The sequence below is a fragment of the Cellulophaga algicola DSM 14237 genome (genome assembly GCF_000186265.1).
Lineage (GTDB): Bacteria > Bacteroidota > Bacteroidia > Flavobacteriales > Flavobacteriaceae > Cellulophaga > Cellulophaga algicola.
On the sequence record NC_014934.1, the window covers coordinates 3,376,793 to 3,397,535 of the forward strand.

16 protein-coding genes, 2 tRNA genes and 1 pseudogene are annotated in these 20,743 nt (G+C 33.8%); 12 read left to right on the top strand and 7 right to left on the bottom strand.

Translation table 11 applies throughout. The features are described from left to right. Positions 1-40 precede the first annotated feature (40 nt). Both CELAL_RS14655 and CELAL_RS14660 read right to left on the bottom strand, forming a co-directional pair. Positions 41-796, bottom strand: coding sequence for a C40 family peptidase (locus CELAL_RS14655; protein WP_013551673.1), 756 nt, complete (start codon positions 794-796; stop codon positions 41-43). A gap of 18 nt (positions 797-814) precedes the next feature. Next, positions 815-1,990, bottom strand: a complete 1,176-nt coding sequence (locus tag CELAL_RS14660; RefSeq protein WP_013551674.1) for an acetyl-CoA C-acyltransferase — start codon at positions 1,988-1,990, stop codon at positions 815-817. A gap of 203 nt (positions 1,991-2,193) precedes the next feature. Here CELAL_RS14660 and CELAL_RS14665 point away from each other — a divergent pair, with 203 nt between their 5' ends. From CELAL_RS14665 to CELAL_RS14675, 3 genes are all read left to right on the top strand, one after another. Further along, positions 2,194-4,242: an HD family phosphohydrolase gene (locus tag CELAL_RS14665; RefSeq protein WP_013551675.1), complete on the top strand. Its 2,049-nt coding sequence runs from the start codon at positions 2,194-2,196 to the stop codon at positions 4,240-4,242. A gap of 100 nt (positions 4,243-4,342) precedes the next feature. Continuing rightward, positions 4,343-4,430, top strand: a tRNA-Ser gene (locus tag CELAL_RS14670). A 40-nt stretch (positions 4,431-4,470) separates the two neighbouring features. Continuing rightward, a tRNA-Pro gene (locus CELAL_RS14675) sits at positions 4,471-4,548 on the top strand. Positions 4,549-4,703: 155 nt separating this feature from the next. Here CELAL_RS14675 and CELAL_RS21915 read toward each other — a convergent pair. Beyond that, positions 4,704-4,919: pseudogene (locus tag CELAL_RS21915) on the bottom strand (transposase); the annotation flags it as partial. 293 nt (positions 4,920-5,212) lie between these two features. On the opposite strand from CELAL_RS21915, the gene CELAL_RS14680 reads away from it, so the two are divergent. The 7 genes from CELAL_RS14680 (at position 5,213) to CELAL_RS14705 (ending at position 15,466) form a co-directional block, all read left to right on the top strand. Continuing rightward, the gene (locus CELAL_RS14680; RefSeq protein WP_013548878.1) at positions 5,213-5,554 is read left to right on the top strand and encodes an ISAon1 family transposase N-terminal region protein; all 342 of its coding nucleotides are present in this window, start codon (positions 5,213-5,215) and stop codon (positions 5,552-5,554) included. Between the two features lie 43 nt (positions 5,555-5,597). Continuing rightward, positions 5,598-6,122 carry an ISAon1 family transposase gene (locus CELAL_RS22945; RefSeq protein ID WP_456151077.1) on the top strand — a complete coding sequence of 175 codons (525 nt, stop codon included), beginning with the start codon at positions 5,598-5,600 and terminating at the stop codon, positions 6,120-6,122. Continuing rightward, complete coding sequence (locus tag CELAL_RS22950; RefSeq protein ID WP_456151070.1) at positions 6,055-6,534, top strand: ISL3 family transposase; 480 nt, start codon at positions 6,055-6,057, stop codon at positions 6,532-6,534. The genes CELAL_RS22945 and CELAL_RS22950 overlap by 68 nt, the downstream gene beginning before the upstream one ends. Positions 6,535-6,659: 125 nt before the next feature. Further along, positions 6,660-8,120 carry a pyruvate kinase gene (locus CELAL_RS14690; protein ID WP_013551676.1) on the top strand — a complete coding sequence of 487 codons (1,461 nt, stop codon included), beginning with the start codon at positions 6,660-6,662 and terminating at the stop codon, positions 8,118-8,120. Positions 8,121-8,132: 12 nt separating this feature from the next. After that, complete coding sequence (locus tag CELAL_RS14695) at positions 8,133-10,799, top strand: cation-translocating P-type ATPase (protein ID WP_013551677.1); 2,667 nt, start codon at positions 8,133-8,135, stop codon at positions 10,797-10,799. A 344-nt stretch (positions 10,800-11,143) separates the two neighbouring features. After that, a complete protein-coding gene (locus CELAL_RS21575) occupies positions 11,144-14,395 on the top strand; it encodes a PAS domain S-box protein (RefSeq protein WP_013551678.1) in 3,252 nt (1,083 codons plus the stop codon). Positions 14,396-14,398: 3 nt separating this feature from the next. Next, complete coding sequence (locus CELAL_RS14705; protein WP_013551679.1) at positions 14,399-15,466, top strand: response regulator; 1,068 nt, start codon at positions 14,399-14,401, stop codon at positions 15,464-15,466. Between the two features lie 187 nt (positions 15,467-15,653). Here the strand turns inward: CELAL_RS14705 and CELAL_RS14710 are convergent, their stop codons facing one another. Beyond that, the gene (locus CELAL_RS14710) at positions 15,654-15,983 is read right to left on the bottom strand and encodes a YtxH domain-containing protein (RefSeq protein WP_013551680.1); all 330 of its coding nucleotides are present in this window, start codon (positions 15,981-15,983) and stop codon (positions 15,654-15,656) included. A 162-nt stretch (positions 15,984-16,145) separates the two neighbouring features. On the opposite strand from CELAL_RS14710, the gene CELAL_RS14715 reads away from it, so the two are divergent. Together CELAL_RS14715 and CELAL_RS14720 are read left to right on the top strand one after the other, a co-directional pair. After that, positions 16,146-16,628 carry a hypothetical protein gene (locus CELAL_RS14715; protein WP_013551681.1) on the top strand — a complete coding sequence of 161 codons (483 nt, stop codon included), beginning with the start codon at positions 16,146-16,148 and terminating at the stop codon, positions 16,626-16,628. A gap of 131 nt (positions 16,629-16,759) precedes the next feature. Continuing rightward, complete coding sequence (locus CELAL_RS14720; RefSeq protein ID WP_041557750.1) at positions 16,760-17,119, top strand: hypothetical protein; 360 nt, start codon at positions 16,760-16,762, stop codon at positions 17,117-17,119. A gap of 658 nt (positions 17,120-17,777) precedes the next feature. On the opposite strand, the gene CELAL_RS14725 is transcribed toward CELAL_RS14720, so the two are convergent. From CELAL_RS14725 to CELAL_RS14735, 3 genes are all read right to left on the bottom strand, one after another. Next, on the bottom strand, positions 17,778-19,181 hold the full coding sequence (locus tag CELAL_RS14725; RefSeq protein WP_013551683.1) for an NAD-dependent succinate-semialdehyde dehydrogenase: 1,404 nt from the start codon (positions 19,179-19,181) through the stop codon (positions 17,778-17,780). 298 nt (positions 19,182-19,479) lie between these two features. Continuing rightward, positions 19,480-19,956: a Dps family protein gene (locus CELAL_RS14730; protein ID WP_013551684.1), complete on the bottom strand. Its 477-nt coding sequence runs from the start codon at positions 19,954-19,956 to the stop codon at positions 19,480-19,482. Positions 19,957-20,107: 151 nt separating this feature from the next. Beyond that, a complete protein-coding gene (locus CELAL_RS14735; RefSeq protein WP_013551685.1) occupies positions 20,108-20,743 on the bottom strand; it encodes a DUF2238 domain-containing protein in 636 nt (211 codons plus the stop codon).

Genomic DNA, 20,743 nt, shown 5'->3' on the forward strand with positions numbered 1-20,743 from the left:
ACGACTCAATATTATTTTAAGAAAAAAAGAGGTTGTTTTCTTAAAATATTTTCTTGATTACTCTTAATTTGTGGGTGTAGGTTTTAGAATCCGTATTAAAAATACCAGTATGATCTATTCGGTCTATTCTTACGGTGCCACTAACATGTATAACGTAGTTGTTTTGCATGATGATCCCTACATGGTTAATGACTCCCTCATTAGTGTCAAAAAATGCTAAATCTCCTGCTTCGCTTTCTTCAATAAAACTCAATGCTTCTCCTTGTGTGGCTTGTTGGCCTGCATTTCGTAATAGATTATGCCCGTTAATTTTATATACTAATTGAGTAAATCCTGCGCTATCTATTCCAAATGGTGTCATTCCACCCCATAAATATGGCGCATTTAAATACAATAATGCAGCTTCAATAAGCTTATGCTTGTCGTTCGATTTTATTTTTGTAGCACTCCCCTCAAAAGTATGCTGCAGTAAGGTAGCGTTGCTTATAGTAGATCCTATTACTATGGGGATCAAAGTGTTTTCTGCTGTAGCTACAAAAGAAATGAGATCATTAGCATATTTGTGGTCATCTCTAGTTGTAATTAAATTGTATTCTTCTTCCGTAATTAATTTTAACTGTAAGTTGCTCACCCAGCCTTCACAACCATCATGAGTCATTCTAATTTTGCTCCAAAATTTACGGGTGTCAGTTACTTTATAGTAATCACCATAAAGTAACTGACTTATTAATTCGCTAGTATCTTCTGGAAGTAATCGTACAGGAACAACACTAAGAGGGCATATGCCGTATTGCATAGTTTGGTCTACTGATAATTAATTTCTTTTGATTACAATTGCAGAAGCACCGCCACCTCCATTACAAATAGCTGCGGCGCCAATGTTACCATTCTGTTGTTCTAGCACATTTATGAGTGTAACTAGTATTCTTGCTCCAGAACAGCCTAAAGGGTGTCCTAAAGAAACAGCTCCTCCGTTAATATTTACATTAGTGTCCGTAAGGCCTAATAGTTTCATATTGGCTAAACCAACCACAGAAAATGCTTCATTGAACTCAAAATAATCTACATCTTCTATTTTTATATTTGCTTTGTCTAAAGCCTTTGGTAATGCTTTAGCTGGGGCGGTAGTAAACCATTCTGGTTCTTGCGCGGCATCAGCAAAACTTACTATAGTGGCTAGTGGTGTTAGATTTAATTCCTTAGCTTTTTCTTCACTCATTAAGACTAAAGCAGCAGCGCCATCATTAATAGTGGAAGCATTTGCGGCAGTAACAGTTCCGTCTTTTGAAAAAGCAGGTCTTAGCGAAGGAATTTTATCCATCCTTACGTTTTTATATTCTTCGTCTTGATTCACTATTGTTGGTTCACCACGTCGTTGAGGTACTTCTACAGGAACAATTTCATTAGCAAATCTACCCTTGTCCCATGCTTCAGAAGCTCTATTGTAGGATTGTATTGCAAAAGTATCTTGGTCTTCTCTAGAAAATTCATATTTGGTAGCACATGCATCGGCACAAACACCCATTGCTTGTTCATCGTAAGCGTCTACTAAACCATCTTTTTGCATACCGTCTATTAACGTAGTAGGGCCAAATTTCTGACCAGTACGCATGTGCACATAGTGAGGTATTAAACTCATGTTTTCCATACCACCGGCTACAATAATAGATGCATCTCCTAATGCAATAGTTTGTGCAGCTAACATTACAGCTTTCATTCCTGACGCACATACCTTATTAACGGTTGTACAAGGAACAGTATTTGGTATTCCAGCATATAGTGCAGCTTGTCTAGCAGGTGCTTGTCCTGTTCCTGCAGAAACAACATTGCCCATTATGACTTCTTCTACTAACGAGGCATCTAGATTTATTTTGTCTAAAGCACCTTTTATGGCTGTTGCACCTAATTTTGGAGCTGTTACGGTGGATAAGCTACCCATAAAACTTCCTATTGGGGTTCTCACTGCAGATACGATTACTACTTTTTTCATTTTGTCGAATAATTAGTTGTGCGAAATTAATAAATTTAAGTACAATGCACTGTGATGATTTTAAAAAAAGGAAGTGAATGTTGTTAATATTTACTTATTCTTCAATGATTTTACTTTATTTGCCGATGTGCTGTTTATGAATAGCGCTAAAATCAATTTTTAAGCTTATATTTTCTATTTTTGAAACACGTTAACAATTCCTAATGAGTACATTTTTAGACAACCTCTATAAGAATCAATCTTTAGTATATAAATATTTTATATATATACTCTCTACGGTACTTATTGTTTTCTTCTTTCCAAAAGGCGGGAAGTTCAAATATGAATTCCAGAAAGGGAAGCCATGGCAGTATGATAATTATTATGCGCCTGTAGATTTTTCTATAAAAAAGTCCGATGATGAAATAGAAAAGGAAAAAACTGCTATTAAAAACCGACAAATTCCTTATTATTCTTATGATAAAGAAATTGTAAATGGTGTTTATGGAGCATACTCTTCAGAGTTTAAAAGGTTATTAGATGGTTTGGCAGAGATGCCAAACAATAAAGACCAGCTTTATGGGGTTGGAGAAAATATCTTAAATATTTTATATAATAAGGGGGTAGCGAATGATGTAGCGATTAAATCAACATCAAACAGTTTAAATCTTATAAAGAATAATGAAGAAATAAGGATTAATAGCAATCAGCTTTTTACAAAAGAAGATTTAGATAGTGTAATTAGTATTGTTCTTAAAAAAAATAATGTCTCAAATTTAAATACAGAATATCAAAGATTGTTCTTTGATATTGTAGAGCCTAATGTGTTCTATGATGGAGAATTGTCTAAAAAAGTATTAGAAGATGCATATTCTAGGCTGTCTTACACGCGAGGTACTGTAGATCAAGGTAAATTGATTATAGCGAAAGGTGAGGTGGTTGAGTCAGAGAATTATAAAATACTGAGTTCTTTAAAAAGTGAATATGAATCTGAGTTGTGGACCTCAAATAACTATTATTTTATATTATTTGGATACTCCGTTCTCGTGGCATTGGTTTTAATGATGTTGTTGCTTTTTCTAAAAAAATATAGGAAAGATATCTATAGGAATAACACAAAAGTTACTTTTATATTCTTCAATATTCTTTTCATGGTATTTGTAACAACCTTAGTTGTTAAATATAATGAAGCCTATGTATTTGTAGTTCCGCTATGCATTTTGCCCTTAATTTTAAAAACCTTTTTCGATGCACGTTTGGGGTTGTTTGTTCACGTTTTAACGGTACTCATATTAGGCTTTGTGGTGCCAAATAGTTTTGAATATATTTTTCTTCAAATTATTACAGGTATCGTCACGATACTTACTGTTTCTGAATTATACAAAAGAGCTAACCTTTTTATCTCTGTAGGACAAATCATATTAATTTATATTGTTGGTTATTTCGCTTTTCATATTATCCATGAAGGTAATTTAGATAACGTACAATGGCTTGTTTTTGGTTTGTTTTTATTAAATGGGATGATAACCTTGTTCGTTCAGCCATTAATTTATATTTATGAAAAAGCATTTGGCTTAGTGTCTGATGTTTCTTTATTAGAATTATCAGACACCAACTCTAAGCTCCTAAAAGAGCTCTCTAACAAAGCCCCAGGCACCTTCCATCATTCCTTACAAGTGGCTAATTTGGCAGAAGCAGCTGCAAATGAAATAGGGGCTAATGCCATGTTGGTTAGGGTAGGTGCTTTGTATCATGATATTGGAAAAATGAATAATCCAACCTATTTTACGGAGAACCAAATAACCAATGTTAATCCGCATGATGAGTTAGCACCTAAGGACAGCGCTAAGATTATTATAGACCATGTTATTGGAGGTATTGAGTTGGCAAGAAAAAATAATCTTCCAGATCGTATTATAGATTTTATAAGAGTGCATCATGGAACATCATTGGTGTATTATTTTTATAAGAAACAACAAGAAATAGATGAACACGTAAATGAACAAGATTTTAGGTACCCAGGGCCAACTCCTTTTTCTAAAGAAACGGCTATCTTAATGATGGCAGATTCTATAGAGGCAGCATCAAAAAGTTTAAAGAACCCTACTTTTTTAATTATTGATGAGTTTGTCAATAAGATTATAAGCGGACAGATGAATGCGAATCAGTTTCTAAATGCGAACATAACATTTAAAGAAATTGAAGCCATAAAGAAGGTAATGAAGCAAAAACTAACAAATATTTATCATCTAAGAGTCGAGTATCCAGAGTAGTAGAAAATAGATGAAAAAAAAGTAAAAAAAAAGTTGCGATATCGTATTCTAAAAAGTACATTTGCAACCGCATTTTTAATGTGTGATAATTGAAATTACTGGAGAGGTGCCTGAGTGGCCGAAAGGAACGGTTTGCTAAATCGTCGTACATCAAAAGTGTACCCAGGGTTCGAATCCCTGTCTCTCCGCTTTTTTTTATTATCGATAGAGATAGTGTTAAAACTTTCTCGGGGTGTAGCGTAGCCCGGTTATCGCGCCGCGTTTGGGACGCGGAGGTCGCAGGTTCGAATCCTGCCACCCCGACCAAAACCTAGAAATAGGTCCTAATGAATAACACTGATGATCTTTTGATTGTCAGTGTTTTTTGTTTTTAGGTATATTCTCGACTCTAATAAGTAAATGATGGATCAAGGATCAAGCCTAATTGTGGATCAAGGAATATTCTTGGGGAGTGACATAAATTAGGCATATAATTTTGTTAGTCTAAACAAGAAAAACTTAACATCTCTTACGCCTCTAAACATCGTCCTGAACTCTTTAATTTTAGCATTAAAGGATTCCGCGGAAGCATTGGTGCTCCTGTTATTAAAATAGTTCAAAATCGGTTTGTAATGCATTTGTATAGATCTTGCAATAGTGTTGAACGACTTAAAATTTGAGTTTTCTACTTCGTTATGGATCAAGCCTAATTGTTGTGTTTATGCAAATATTTTAGGAATCAAGACCAATTGATCCGTAAAAATTAATCTAATTGTTTTTCTTCTTTCAAAAAGTTTTTAGTGTGTAGTTTTTTGGCCCTCTTTTTTATCGCGAATACAATTTTAAATACGCTAATTATTTTATAAGTCAAAACTTTTAAAATCAACCATTTTTCAGCTCTCATTCTTTCAATTTAAACAGACCAAATTAATAGGGGTCAAACGTAAAACTTGGGGAGAAACTTTATCTTTGACAAAAAAGTGTTTAGATTTTGGATATAGAATTAGTGCGGTATTTGTTGCCGGAAGGCGTATTGGATTACTTTGAAATTGTAAGCCATCAATCATCAGAAGGTAAGGTTCATTTTTACTTAGAAGAAAAGAACGTGCTACCCAAAGAGCACCAAACAGAATTAGCCCATTCCAAAGGCTTCTTACCGGAGATAACAGTTGAGGACTTCCCTCTAAGAGGTAAATCGGTACTGCTCCATATAAAGCGTAGGCGCTGGACTCTTATGGATACGGGAAAAATTATAAAAAGAGATTGGGGTTTAATAGCTAAAGGCACTCGGATAACCAGCGAATTTGCCTCTTTTTTAAAAGGTATCGCTTGACAATCATGCCGTAAGCGCTAAACGGTTTGGCGACTATTATAAAATTAATGGCAAAGCCCTACAGTATCACTACAAAAACCATCTTAGCGACTTCAAGGATTGGCCCCAAAAGGAACATTCACAAAAGTGGTTGCTCTTTGGAAAAAATTTAGGTTACTATTTAAGTTTAGATGAAACCTCTTTGTCCAACGGTGAACTCTACACGATTCTAACCAATAAAGGCGCTAACGGAAAGAAAGGTAGCATAGTGGCCATTATCAAGGGAACCAAAGCGGATGACGTCATCAGTGTGCTTAATAAAATCCCTGTGGAAAGACGAAATATAGTCAAAGAAGTTACTGTCGATATGGCTGGAAATATGAATTTGATCGCTAAAAAATGTTTCCCCAGAACAGAGATCGTGACCGATAGATTCCATGTTCAAAAATTAGCCTCAGAAGCAGTCCAAGAAGAACGTATCCGATTAAGATGGGAAGTTATAGAAATAGAAAACAAAGCCATTGAAGAAGCTCGAAAAACAGAAAAAACACATAGACCAGAAATTCTCGCTAAACGGAGATACCCATAGACAGTTGCTGGCCAGAAGTCGATATGTATTATTTAAACCAAAGACCAAATGGACTGCAGGACAAATAGAAAGAGCGGAAATATTGTTTCGACTTTACCCAACTATTGAAAAAGCCTATAAGTTGGCCCAAGCATTAAGCTATATCTATGAAAATAATACGAATAAGGATGTAGCAAGACTAAAATTGGCACAGTGGTATAACGAAGTAGAAAACTCAAATTTTAAGTCGTTCAACACCATTGCAAGGTCTATACAAATGCATTACAAACCAATTTTGAACTATTTTAATAACAGGAGCACCAATGCTTCCGCGGAATCCTTTAATGCTAAAATTAAAGAGTTCAGGACGATGTTTAGAGGCGTAAGAGATGTTAAGTTTTTCTTGTTTAGACTAACAAAATTATATGCCTAATTTATCTCACTCCCCAAGAATATTCCTTGATCCATTAATAGTAAGAAGACAGCATGATCTTTATCATTTAGTATGATCAAACTATAGTATACTTTTAGTAAACAACTGTGCTAAAATTATATAAAATGAAAGCTAAAGAAAATGTACTTAAGAAATTAGCAGAGATTCATAATCGGATGCTAAAAGCTGAGGACCTTAAAAAGGTACCTATTAACGAAGTAAAAGCACAGTTTCGTAATAGCGCAATTAATTTGGTTGATTATTTAGCTTTGCGTTCAGAAAATATTGAGATACTTCAAAAACAACTCCATACTATGGGCTTGTCATCCCTTGCTAGCAGCGAGAGCCATATTAAGACTCAAGTTATTAATGTTATGGAACGGCTTGGCTATGAAAAAACTACAACTTATGAGATAAATGCCACTACTGGGTTCAAGCAATTACATCAAAATATAACCACTCTTTTAGGAAAAGCAGGAATAGGTAATGCGCCGCCAATAATGGTTACGTTTAGCAAGGATTTTGGTGAGGACTTTCAATTGATGTGCAACCTGTTGGAAAATGGTATGCAGGTAGCCCGAATTAATTGTGCCCATGATGATGAATTGATCTGGACTAAAATGATTGAAAATCTTAATAAGGCCGTTGCTAAAATGAACTTGCCTTGTAAGCTTTATATGGACTTAGCGGGCCCTAAAATACGGACGCAAATTATCAGCAAGAAAAATAAACAGGCCAAATTAAAAGTAGAATTAGGCGATAAAATTACGTTGACTGATACCAAACAAAGAGGGGTAAAGGGAAAAAAAATAATACGATGCACGCTGCCTGGTATTGTAGAACAATTAAAGCCAGACCAACGTATTTATTTTGATGACGGATTATTTGAAGCCGTGGTACACAGTGTTAATGATGCTCAAGCTACCCTTGAAATTGTTCGTATATCTAAAAAGAAACCAGTTATTAAAAGTCAAAAAGGCATAAATTTTCCAGATACCATATTTCGGATACAGCCTATTACCGATTATGACGAGAAGTGTCTGCCTTTCATTGTACAGCATGCAGATATGATAGGCTTTTCATTTGTAAACAATGCAGCGGATATAAAGGAATTACAAGAAAGGTTGAGGCGGTTAAATAAACCTGAACTTCCAATCGTTGCAAAAATTGAAACCAACCAAGGGGTCAATAATCTTCCGGCTATTATTTTACAGGGAATGCAGCATAATCTTATAGGCATTATGATAGCTAGGGGAGACCTAGCGGTAGAAATTGGTTTTGAACGAATGAGTGAGATACAGGATGAGATACTATGGATTTGTGAAGCAGCACATACACCGGTTATATGGGCTACTCAAGTATTGGAAAGTATGAATAAGCATGGATTGGCTACCCGTAGCGAAATAACCGATGCTGCACATGCTGCTGAAGCTGATTGTGTTATGATTAACAAAGGAGGACATACCGTAGAAGTGCTTAAAACATTACAAAATATATTAAGTAGAAGCCGTAAAAACAATTTCAAAAATAGGCGACTTTTCAGAAAGTTGTCTATTGCTGAGCAATTCATCTTAAAAGGGAAATAATAGCACTCATATATGACAACATTCAAAGATACCCTAGATATAATAGAAAATACGTATTCAAAAAAAGTGGATGTTATTGTAAACCTGCTTGATGTAGATCTAAAAACAGGCTTACAAGAAAGAAGTATTAATGACAGGATTGCAAAGTATGGCCTAAATAGTTATAGGGAGCAAAAGCAAAAAAGTATTTTACTCATTTTATTTGAGCAATTTAAAAGTCCGATAATCTTATTATTAGTAGTAGCCGCTGGCTTCTCTTTTTTCTTTGAAGATTGGTTAGAAGGATTTTCTATTATTGCTGTAATTTTTATTACTGTAGTGTTGGGTTTTATTATGGAGTTACAAGCGCGTAATTCTATGAAGGCATTAAAGAAAATGGATGTAAGTGTTTCAAAAGTTTGGCGAGATAATTCCCTTAAAGAAATCCAAGCCGAAAGAATTGTACCTGGAGATGTGCTGGTATTAGAAGCGGGTGATATTGTAATGGCTGATGCAAGGTTAATAGAGGTAAATCAATTTGAAATTGATGAATCGGCACTTACAGGTGAATCATTACCGGTTGAAAAAAAGATTGAAGTCATAAAAAATGAAGTGCCTCTTGCAGACAAAATTAATTTAATATTTAAAGGCACATCTGTTGTAAAAGGCAATGCTAGAGCCATTGTTACAGGTACAGGTGTGCATACAGAATTAGGGAAAATAACCCATATGGTTGCTACTGCAAAGCAGGGTGATACTCCACTAGAAAAGAAGATACAAGGGATTACAAAAATATTAATGGTGGTTACTGCTGTATTTGCAGGTATATTTATAATAACAGGATTGCTGCAGGGTAAACAGTTTTATCTTATTGTAGAAACTGCATTAGCATTGGCTGTGGCAGCTATTCCGGAAGGGCTACCTGTGGTAAGTATAATAGCACTTACTTATGGCATGTTGCGCCTGGCAAAGAAGAATGTACTCATAAAAAGACTGGCATCTGTTGAAACACTAGGCGGCGTTAATATTATTTTTACGGATAAAACGGGCACGCTAACAGAAAATAAAATTGATGTAAACAAGTTGATGTTTTTTGATGAAGACATAACGATAGCTAAAAAAGGTGATGATAGTAGCATTGTAATTAACAAAAATAAAGGGGCCTATGAAAAGTTAATACTCATCTCTATTTTATGCAATAATGCTGCAAGTGAACAGAAAGAAAATAAGAAAAAATATTTAGGAGATCCTATTGAAATTGCACTATTACAATTTGTAAATACAAGCAAAGTAAATGTGGAAGCTATAAACGCAACATATCCCCGTATAGCAGAAGAACCCTTTAATTCTGAAACAAAATTAATGGCAACTTTACATAAAAATAATGCAGGCAACTTTGTAGCAGCAAAAGGGGCTGTAGAAAAATTAATAGATACGTGTAGTTTTTATAGTGCAGGCGATAGGGTAATCCCTTTAACAGAGGCAGCAAAAAAAGACTTTTTAAATAGAGCAGAAACTATTGAAGCTCAGGGATCAAAAGTATTGGCATTTGCTTTTAAAGAAGCGGCCAATATCCCTACTACTAATTTTTTATCAGGCTTAACGCTTGTCGGTTTAATAGGGTTTTTAGACCCTCCACGAATGGAAGTTGTAGAGGCGTTACAATCATGTAGGAACGCAGGTATTAAGGTTATTATGATAACTGGAGATCATCCTGCAACAGCACTTAATATTGCTGAAAAAATAAAGCTATCAGAAAAAGATAATGTTGTTATCAATGGTAAAGAATTAGATTCTAAATTATCAGACAAAAAATTATTTGCTGCAACTATTTTTGCAAGAGTTACGCCAAAGCAAAAGTTAGCTATGGTAAGTTTTTATCAAAAACATGGCAGTATTGTGGCAATGACGGGTGACGGGATAAATGATGCTCCTGCGTTAAAGAAAGCAGATATTGGTATTGCTATGGGCATACGGGGTACACAGGTAGCAAAAGAAACCGCTGCAATGATTTTAAAAGATGATTCTTTTACATCTATCGTGACAGCCATTATGCAGGGTAGGGTAATTTTTAAGAACATAAAGAACTTTCTAATGTATCTGCTTTCTTGCAACCTTAGTGAAATATTTATTGTATTTTTTTATGGATTATTAAATTTTCCGTTCTCCGTACTTCCACTACAAATTCTCTTCCTTAATTTGGTTACAGATATTTTTCCGGCACTGGCTTTAGGCCTTGGTAAAGGCAATGATTTAATTATGAAAATACCACCACGAAATCCGCAGCAGCCTATTGTAATTAAAAGAGATTGGTTTACTATAAATGTGTATGCGGTATTATTGGCATTACCTATTCTACTGGTAACTTGGTATTGTAGCCACTATTTAAAGTACGATGCAAAATTATGCAACAACATTACCTTTTTTAGTCTTGCTTTATCGCAACTATGGCATGTCCTAAATTTACCTTCCCGTAAAATATCATTTCTAAACAATGAAATTACCCGTAATAAATTTACCTGGGCTGCCTCATTGCTTTGTATCAGTATAATGGCTGTATTTTATTTCGTTAGTCCGCTTAATAACTATATAGGGCTTCAAAAATTGAGTATAGACACGTGGTTAATAATAACTTTTACGAGTATGACGCCAGTTTTTTTAATTCAACTTTTTAAGAGGATTTTTAAGATTATTGATTGAGATAAAAAAAAACAGTATAGATAGCATGTTTAAATTAGGGTATAAGGGGGCAAAGAAAATGAGTGCAGCAACAAAGGTTTCATCTAATTTTAAAGATAATAAAATGTTTTACATCGGGGGCTAAAGCTAAAAACATGATAATGGTCATGTTTCTATAAGGGCAACCATCATACATTTGTTAAAAGCGCATATGACCCCTTTCTTATTAAAGATAATCCGAGTACCATTTTTACTCAACTATTTGAGCTTAGCACATGTATGTGTTTTATTTAACTTAATCCTGCATAGGAGTCCTTCCTTTTTCCTTAATTTAGTCCATAACGTAAACTATTACCCTACAGTGAATGGTAGATAAAATTAAAGATAACGAACTCTTCAAGGGTATATTTGAATCTTCAATAGAAGGTATTTTGGTAGTAGACCAAGAGGGTAACATTATCAAGGCGAATCCTTCAATAGATAAAATGTTTGGTTATGAACCAGGAGAATTGGTACATAAAAAAGTAGATGACCTTATTCCTCCTCATTATGGGAAATCTCATGAAAACCATAGAAAAGGTTTTGGAAGAAAACCTGTAACGAGAATTATGGGTAAGAGGGGAGATATATGGGGACTTAAAAAAAATGGATTACAAATTCCTTTAGAAATAAGTTTGAGTCCAACCGAAATAAGTAGTGAGAATTTAACGGTAGCATTTGTAATAGATATTTCCGATCGATTATTGACTCAGAAAAGTACGGCAGCTAATGCTCAAAAAATGAATGAAGCCCAAAGTCTGGCTCATGTTGGTAGTTGGGTATGGAATCTGCAAACAAATGAGAGAAGTTGGTCAGATGAGTTCTATAGAATATGTGGCCTGCCAGTGGGTGATGAGCGACTTACTGCCAAAACGGCCTCCAAATTTATTCATCCGGATGACCAACAAAATGTATTAGCTTCCGTAGATTATGCCATTAAAAATTGTACTCCTTATTCTAATAAAAAAAGAATAATTAGAGCAGATGGTACAGTACGCCATATTATGGCTCATGGTAAAGCATCTTATGATCTCTATGGGAAGCCTTTGGAGTGGTTTGGAACCATACAAGATGTTACGGAACAAAAAGAAACGGAACAACAGCTAGAGGAAAACCTAGCTAAGAATAAAGCTTTGTTAGGCGCGCTTCCGGATATGATGTTTATCTTAAACCATGAAGGTAAATTTCTTGATTGCTATGCCCCAGAACCAGAAAAATTGTTTGCAGCACCGGCTACCTTAATAGGTGGTTATATAAACGAATTATTGCCTAAACATATTTACGAGGCAGTACGTAAAGGAATGGATAAAACCATTGAGAGTGAAGAAATTCAGTTTGTTGAATATGATTTTGAGGTAAAAGGGGGGAGGCAGTTTTATGAAGGTCGTATTGTTCCAATGGATAAAAATAGGCTTTTGACTATTATTAGAGATATAACGGCAGAGAGAGTTATAGAGAACATACTATATGTGCGCAACCGTGCTTTAGCAGCCACAGCGAACGGAATTATTATTTGTGATGCCCAACAACCCGACTTTCCAATTATCTATGGTAATGAAGCCTTTACAAAGATTACAGGGTACGAAAAAGTAGAATTTATGGGTCAAAATTGTCGTTTCTTACAAGGTGATGATACCGATCAGATTGAAATTAAAAAAATGTCTGCCGCCATAAAAAAAGGAGAAGACTGCCGTGTGGTATTGCGTAACTATAGAAAAGATGGTTCTTTATTCTGGAATGAAATCAGTATTACATCCATATACAATACTAAAAAAATACTGACGCATTATGTTGGGGTGCAAAATGATGTTACCGCTCATAAAATACAAGAATTTTTTAAAATTGGGCAATCCCATGTTATGGATATGATTATTCAACATAAGCCATTGAAAACCATCGCCTATAAAATTATCGAAACCATAGAAACGGCTATTCCAAACTGTCAAGGTTCCATTCTTTTGTTGGATCAGAAATCTGATAAATTAAAAAAATTAGCAGCGCCAAATCTATCGGAAAGGTATACGAAAGCTATAGAAAAGATGTTTCTTAGTCCAGAAAATGGATCTTGTGGTACGGCGGCATATTTAAAAAAAGAAGTAATTGTTTCTGATACCCTTAATGATCCGTTATGGGAAGCTTTTAGAGAATTAGCAATTAAAGATAATATTAAAGCATGTTGGTCCTTTCCAATATTTTCATCAAATAAAGAATTATTAGGAACCTTTGCAATTTATTTACCTGTTTCTAGAAAACCACTTGATACTGAAAAAGAAATTATAAATATTATAACGCAGGCCATAAGTGTGGCCATTGACCAGCACAATGAAGGCGTTGCTTTAAAAGACAGTAGGCAAGAATTAGCTGCTTATGCTGAAGCACTAGAACATAAGGTTGCCGAACGAACTGTTGAGTTAAAGGATATAGTACAGAAGCTGGTAGAGTCTAATTTGAGCTTTGAAGATCAAATTCAGATTACAAAGACAGCGGAAAATAATGCCATTGCTAGTCAAAAATTATTGGATACTATTTTTAAGAATTTTCCAAGAGGTTTCGTAGGCGTTTTAGATTTGAATCTGTCAGTTGTTTTTATTGAAGGTGAAGATTTAGACGTAGTTGGTTTTAGGGATGCAATCCAAGTTGGTGCTACAATTGATGAATTAAGGCAAGTACCTATTGAATTAAAGAAAAACGTTAAGAAAAACATACAGAAAACATTGAAAGGAGAACACTGCTCTTTTGAAGTAAAAGTTAAGGGAATATCATATTTGGTAAACACTACGCCGTTGTTTAATGAAAATCATGAGGTTATACAAGCTTTACTTGTTTACAATAATATTTCTGATCAAAAAAGAGTAGAAGTTGAAATCCGGAATACATTGCAAAAAGAAAAAGAGCTCAACGAACTTAAATCTCGTTTCATTTCCATGGCCTCTCATGAATTTAGAACGCCATTAAGTACTGTACTTTCTGCTACGAATCTTATTGAACGCCAAAATGAAGCAGGTCAAGAAGAAAAAAGAATAAAATATATAAGTAAGATAAAGACTAGTATAAAAAACTTAGTGGGTATACTCAATGATTTTTTATCTTTAAGTAAGCTAGAAGAAGGGAAAGTCATAGCGCAGCCTATTTTATTTGATTTTGTTGAATTCTCAGATGCTTTAGTGGAAGAGCTTCAAGGCATTAAGAAAACTGGTCAGGAAATGGCCATTGTCTATAGTTCATATAGTATACAAGTGCAGCTAGACCCAAAACTATTAAGACACATTGTACATAATTTATTGACGAATGCTATAAAATATTCTGAAGAAAATACAAAAATACTCCTTATAATAAGTACTAAGAATAAGAAACTTTTCATTGAAGTTACAGATCAGGGTATCGGAATACCCGATGAAGATCAAGGCTATTTATTTCAACGTTTTTATCGCGCAAAAAATGCGACCAATTTTCAAGGTACTGGTTTAGGATTGAATATTGTACAACAGTACGTCCTGCTAATGCGCGGGAATATTAGCTTTCAAAGCAAACTTAATCATGGTACAACTTTTATTGTAGAACTCCCTTTAATCTATTGAAATATGAAAAAAATACTACTTATTGAAGACAATCTTGATGTTCGCGAAATGACTGCAGAAATTCTTGAACTTGAGAATTATGAAGTGGCTACGGCAGAAAAAGGTAAGATTGGTATAGAAAAAGCAAAATCATTTGCACCAGATCTAATTTTATGTGATATAATGATGCCTATAATGGATGGTTATGAAGTTTTTGAACAATTGAGTAAAGATCATAGCACAGCTAGCACCCCTTTTATTTTTTTAACCGCTAAATCAGAAAGGTCAGATTTACGTAAGGGAATGACTATGGGTGCCGATGATTATTTAACCAAGCCTTTTGAAGCGCAAGATTTAATAGAAGCTATAGAAGCACGTATAAAGAAAACTTCTTTTTTACGTAAAGAATTTTTAAGAAATGTTCAAGGCATTAATCAATTTATTAAGGAAGCCTCAAAATATCAAAATTTAAAAGATCTTTCTGAAGACCGAGAATTAAATCAATATAAAGTAAAAGAGAATATCTTTTCAGAGAATAGTATAGCTCAAAATTTATACTTTATTCAGCATGGAGAAGTAAAGACTTATAAACATAATGAAAATGGAAAAGAGTATGTTACCGGCATGTTTGCAGCTGGCGATTTTATAGGTCAGCTTTGCGTTTTAGGCAATTCTGGTTTGTATACAGAAACAGCTGTGGCACTTAGTGATTGTGAGGTGTGTTGTATTCCTAAGAAAGATTTTACCCAACTTTTGTTCAATAATAAAGACGTATCAAACAAATTTATAAGTATGATCTCTAACAATGTTTTACATATGCAAAATCAATTAATGGGTATGGCTTTCGATTCTGTACGGAAAAGGGCTGCTACCGCATTGTTAGAATTATATGACAAAGGGCTTATTAAAGATGATGATTTAGGTATCAATATCTCAAGAGAAGATTTTGCAGGGCTAATAGGTACTGCCACGGAGACAGCCATACGTGTTCTTTCAAGCTTTAAAGATCAAAGTTTAATTCAATTAGGGCAGTCTCGTAGAATTATACTTACAGATAAAAAATTATTACAGCAAGTTGCAGATTTTGGATAGCATGCTGAGGTAGCATTGGATATAGATTTTTTTTGCATACCTAGGATATTATTTTAATCCTTTGCTATGTAAAAAAAATCTATATCAATTATTTAATACCCATGAGGTAGTTTTCATTATTGGTGGTAGACTTAGAAGCTTTTAAAGAATTCAGTAAAAATCTTATATATTATTATTATTATTATTATTATTTATGTAGATGAGCATTTTTCTTTCTAAGATCTTCTAATTTACGTTCTAACGTGGCGATGATGTCATCTGCCTTATAACTCATAGTACTAATGACTTCTTCTATTTTTTGTTCAAAGTCTACTTTCTTTTTATTTGCTGTCTCTGTAAGTTCATCCTTGGCGTTAGATAGATAATCTTTTAGGTCGTATTTGGCATTTAAAGCTTTGTTTTTAATTTTATGTCTAGTTTCAATCCCCTTTTCAGGAGCATATAATATTCCAATGCCTGCGCCTATTGCAGTACCAGTTAATAATGCCAGAAGAATATTCCCTTTATCATTTGCCATAAAATTTTGTTTTTAATTATTAGTAAGTATCTCCTACAAATTTAATCCCATTATTTTTTTTATAGCATGACCTAGATCAGGAATATTGAGCTTATGTCCTTGTAATTTAGCCGTAGAGAATGGACTGACCTAATACCATACTATCTCTAAATTTTTAGTATTATGAACATCCCAAAACCAGAACAAAAACAAGTTTTCCTAAAACCATATGGTCAAATTTTAGAGTTAGAAAATGCTCTTAAATTGATTCATCAAATGGATTTTAATAAAATAGCCATATCGGTTATTGGTATCCTTGAAGGCAACTATAAGAATAATCCTAAAGATTTAGAATTTATAGAGATTAAGTTAACTCTCTTTTTTAAAAAAATATTAGGGCAAAATACTGAATTTAGTACTTTTTACAATCCTGAATTAGGTCGTTTGTTTGTAGCCGGATTTTTAGTTCCAACATTTCTTAACCCGGTAGGCAGAAAAGCTATTGGAGTGCTTTCTGGTGGACCTTATGGAATTTTAAGAGGACTTGGAGTGAGTGAGGAACAAGCAGGGGCTAGTGTTAAAAAATTAATCGATGGAACCTTTTTTTTAGTTGCTAGAGGAGACCGTTTAGATATAGAAAAATTAGAAAATACATTGACTGATTAAATATTAGAAAATGGGCACACTAACGTATAAAAAATTAGTAACAACTTTAACTAAATGAATTTTTCTAAATGGGGAAAATAAGGTAAGTAATTTTGTTGCGAATCTTACTCCCATCATTTTAAACTAAAACCATGATGCAAATCTCTATTTATCAACAAGCATACAAAACAACGGATAGCGTTGAGAATTTTATGGAATTCTATTATGGTTTGCGAATGCATTTTTTTGCAAGCGACTTATTGTACCATGGTCTATCTCCCAATCAAATTAGTGATGCAGTAGCAAAAGCCATGAATGTAGCTAAGTCTTCTGAAATGAACTTACGAGAACATTTTAGACCAGTTTTCAGCAGTATAGCCAACGAGATTATTAGCGATTGTAAGTTAACTCGCTTAGGGTATGGTCTTGTGCTATTAAATGCAGAAACTAAAATTTCTATAGTGGGCGAGTGGCAGCTTAAGGTATTACAGCGTTTTTTAGGAGGAGAATAATTTCACTATAAGAAAAGTTGCTTTGTTTTCTAAATAATCTATTTTATTTTTGGATACAGAGAATATTGAAATAATTCTTATATAGGTCTTTTTTTGTAGTAAATAAGCCCTTCCCTATACTTATCATATACCGGTGTTATTGACTTAAGAGTTCATCAATACTCTAAAGTAAATTAGAATCATTTTATATTCAGAATTTATTCCTAGGCTTACTAAATCAGTAAAAATATCAAACTATTTTAGTTGAAATCAATTGACACAAAAAAATAATTTTCACATGTAAAGAAATGATTTTGGAGTTTCATAAGAGAAGTAATAATTGGCAACCTGAAACATAAAAATTAAAATTATATATAAGCAGAATTTCTAGTTCAAATTTGAGTTAAATCTCATATTGAAATATTTAAAAAAAATACGATTATTTCTAATTTTTAGGTTTTAAAAATTAAAAACAATCGTAAATTAATAATTTTCGCTAGCCGTAATTACTTATTTTCTGAAGAGAATTTACAACATTTACGAATTCTAAAACAAGTTTTAAATCTCACCATTTTTTGTTCAGAATGCAGATTTTTAACGTTGGTCCTATGGTAATGCGCTGAGGTGTTGTCCTTCAGATTTCAAAAAAATATTAATCCCTTATTTATTAGTTTTTATTCTAATATACGGCTTCAGGAGTAGTCGTCCTAATCAATTTTTCATTAACAAATTCATAGATTCCTAAAGGAGATTGTTCTCTACCAAAACCTGAATTTTTAGTACCTCCAAAAGGTAATTCAGGAGCAATACCGGTTACGTGATTAATATAGACCATACCTGTATCTATTTGTCTTGCCACTTTTAAAGCTTCTTGAGTATCGTTACCAAAAACGGTACTACCTAAACCATATTTGGTAGCATTGGCAAGTGTAATAGCTTCATCTATATTTTTATAGCTATACAACATAAACACTGGACCAAATATTTCTTCGTAGTACACATCCATTTCTGGGGTAATGTCTGTAATAATGGTAGGCTCTACAAACGCACCAGGCCTATCTACACGTTTACCGCCCAAGACAATGGTGGCGTTTTGTTGTGCCGCTTTATTAATTTGGGCAATAACACCTTGTGCCGCAGCTTCCGTACAAAGTGGGGCTACATTGGTTTCTTTATCCATTGGGTCGCCCACTTTTAAAGTGCTGAAAAAGGCCTTGACTTTAGATAAAAATTCTTCTTTTATACTTTCAGGAACGATAACCCTTTTAGGAGAAACACAGACTTGACCTGCATTCCACATTCTACCTTCAACTGCCGTTTTTACGGCTAAATCAATATCAACATCTTCTAATACTATAAAAGGGTCACTACCGCCAAGCTCTAGCGTTGCTTTTTTAACGTTTAATCCTGCGGCACCTGCAATACTTGCTCCTGCAGGCTCACTCCCTGTTAATGTTACAGCTTTGATTTTTGGGTTAGAGACCAATTTTTTAATTTCCCTACCAGGAATAAAGATATTGGTATATACTCCTTTAGGTAAACCAGCCTCTAGGAATAAATCTTCCATCAGTTGTGCGCATTGTGGTACGTTAGATGCATGTTTCAATACCATAGTATTACCTGCCATCAGGTTGGCAGAAGCACTTCTGGTAATTTGATAGTATGGAAAATTCCAAGGCTGAATACTTAAAATAGTACCTATAGGTTCATAGGAGATAAATGCATCTCCGGTTTTAACGTCCAAGGGTTTATCGGCTAAGAATACTGCTGCATTATCAGCGTAATAATCAAAAATATTTGCTGATAATTCTACTTCGTAAATAGATTCTGCCAATAGTTTCCCCATTTCTAAGGTGGCTAGTTTTCCTAATGCCTCTTTACGCTCACGCATTAAAGCAGCTACTTTATGAATAATTTTCGCCCTTTTTTCAAAGGTCGTGTTTTTCCAAGGTTGGAAAGCTGCGTCCGCCTTATCAATTATTGCTGCTAATTGGGCATCTGTCATTGGTAGAAACTCTTTTACCAATTCGTTATTAAAAGGATTTACCGTTTTAATACTGGATGTTTTTTTTGTTACTTCCATATCTTTTATTTTAATTATAAAATCAAGTAGATTTCATTTTTAAATGATGATTTAAAAGTATAGCGTTTTGATCACAATTCTCCTGACCTAAGTCAGGATGCTATTTTTTTTATCTAAAAATTACGTTTCAGTTCCATTAAAACCTCAGTAATATTTGTCATAAAAACAAAAAATAGCTTAGCAATTAAGCTAAGCTATTTTTTAATCTATAGAAAACTAGTAGTTCATGTAATTGAACTCTGATGCCAACCGGACATTATTATAAAATTGCTTTATAATACGTTGGTGTCAAGTATCATTATTTTAAATGTGAACGCAACATCCAAGCTGTCTTTTCATGCTGTTCCATTAATCCTGTAACATAGTCGCTTATGCCATCTGCTTTCCATTTTTTTGCAATAGGTTTTATCTCTTCTCTAATATGAATAATAATACTTTCATGGTCTTCTAACAATTCTGAAAATATGCTTTTACTATCATTTTTACCTTTTGTTTTTTCGGTAAGATGAGTCAATTGAGAATAGTCCTTTAACGTTGCAGGCACATAATGACCTATTGCACGTATTTTTTCAGCTACGGTATCCACAACCTCTTGTTGTTCTTGATATAAGGTTTCTAGATATAGGTGTACTGAATGAAAATCTGGACCTTCAATATTCCAATGGAAATTCAGCGTTTTTGAATAAAGAACAAATTCATCTGCTAATATTTTTGATAACTGGTCTGCGATAGCTTGTCTGTTTTCTTCTGAAATACCTATGTTTGGTGTTTTCATGTTTTGTGTTTTACAATTTATTATAGCCCAAAGGTATTTTGATTAAAAAGTGTGTACACTGATATAGATCATGTATATACTTTTAATAATGATTGTAGCATTGAAGGCTAAAAAAAAAGAAACACTACGTTAAAATGGTTTTTTAGTACACCTATATTTTAGTGTTTGTATGTCTGTTTTTTTGGTATCCATAGAAAAATAAAAAAGCTATAACCGCCCCTAAAAAAGCTAGTGCCATATCTTTTTGAGCATCCCAAACATCGCCTTGTATGCCCAAATAAGAAACGCCCTGTTCCACAAAGAAAACATCGGCGACCAACCATTCAATAATTTCATAAAGGCAACTGACAGAAAGCGTTGTCATTATGGGGAACAATAATGCAATTCTCTGAGGATATTTTAACCATTTTGAAAAGCATTCCTGCATAGGATAATAGAGCAAAAAACCAAAACTAAAATGGACCAACCTATCATACTGATTTCTTGGAGAATGAAAGAGATCCTGCAACCAATATCCGAAGGTATTATCTGCATAGGTGTATTTAGAACCATAGACATGCAGACATAAAAAGATACAGATAAGCAAATAACTAAAGTTGCTGAATCTGTATCTTTTGAAAGTGAAAATTAAAAAAAATAATGAAATCACCGTTAAGGTATTTTCAATATACCAATTAGAGATATCTGTTGTTCCAATTAAAGAATTTAGCCATACAATGATAAATAAAAGGCAAAAAAGAACAATTAACTTATTTTTTTTAGCAGGACTAGCGGTTCGTTTATTCAT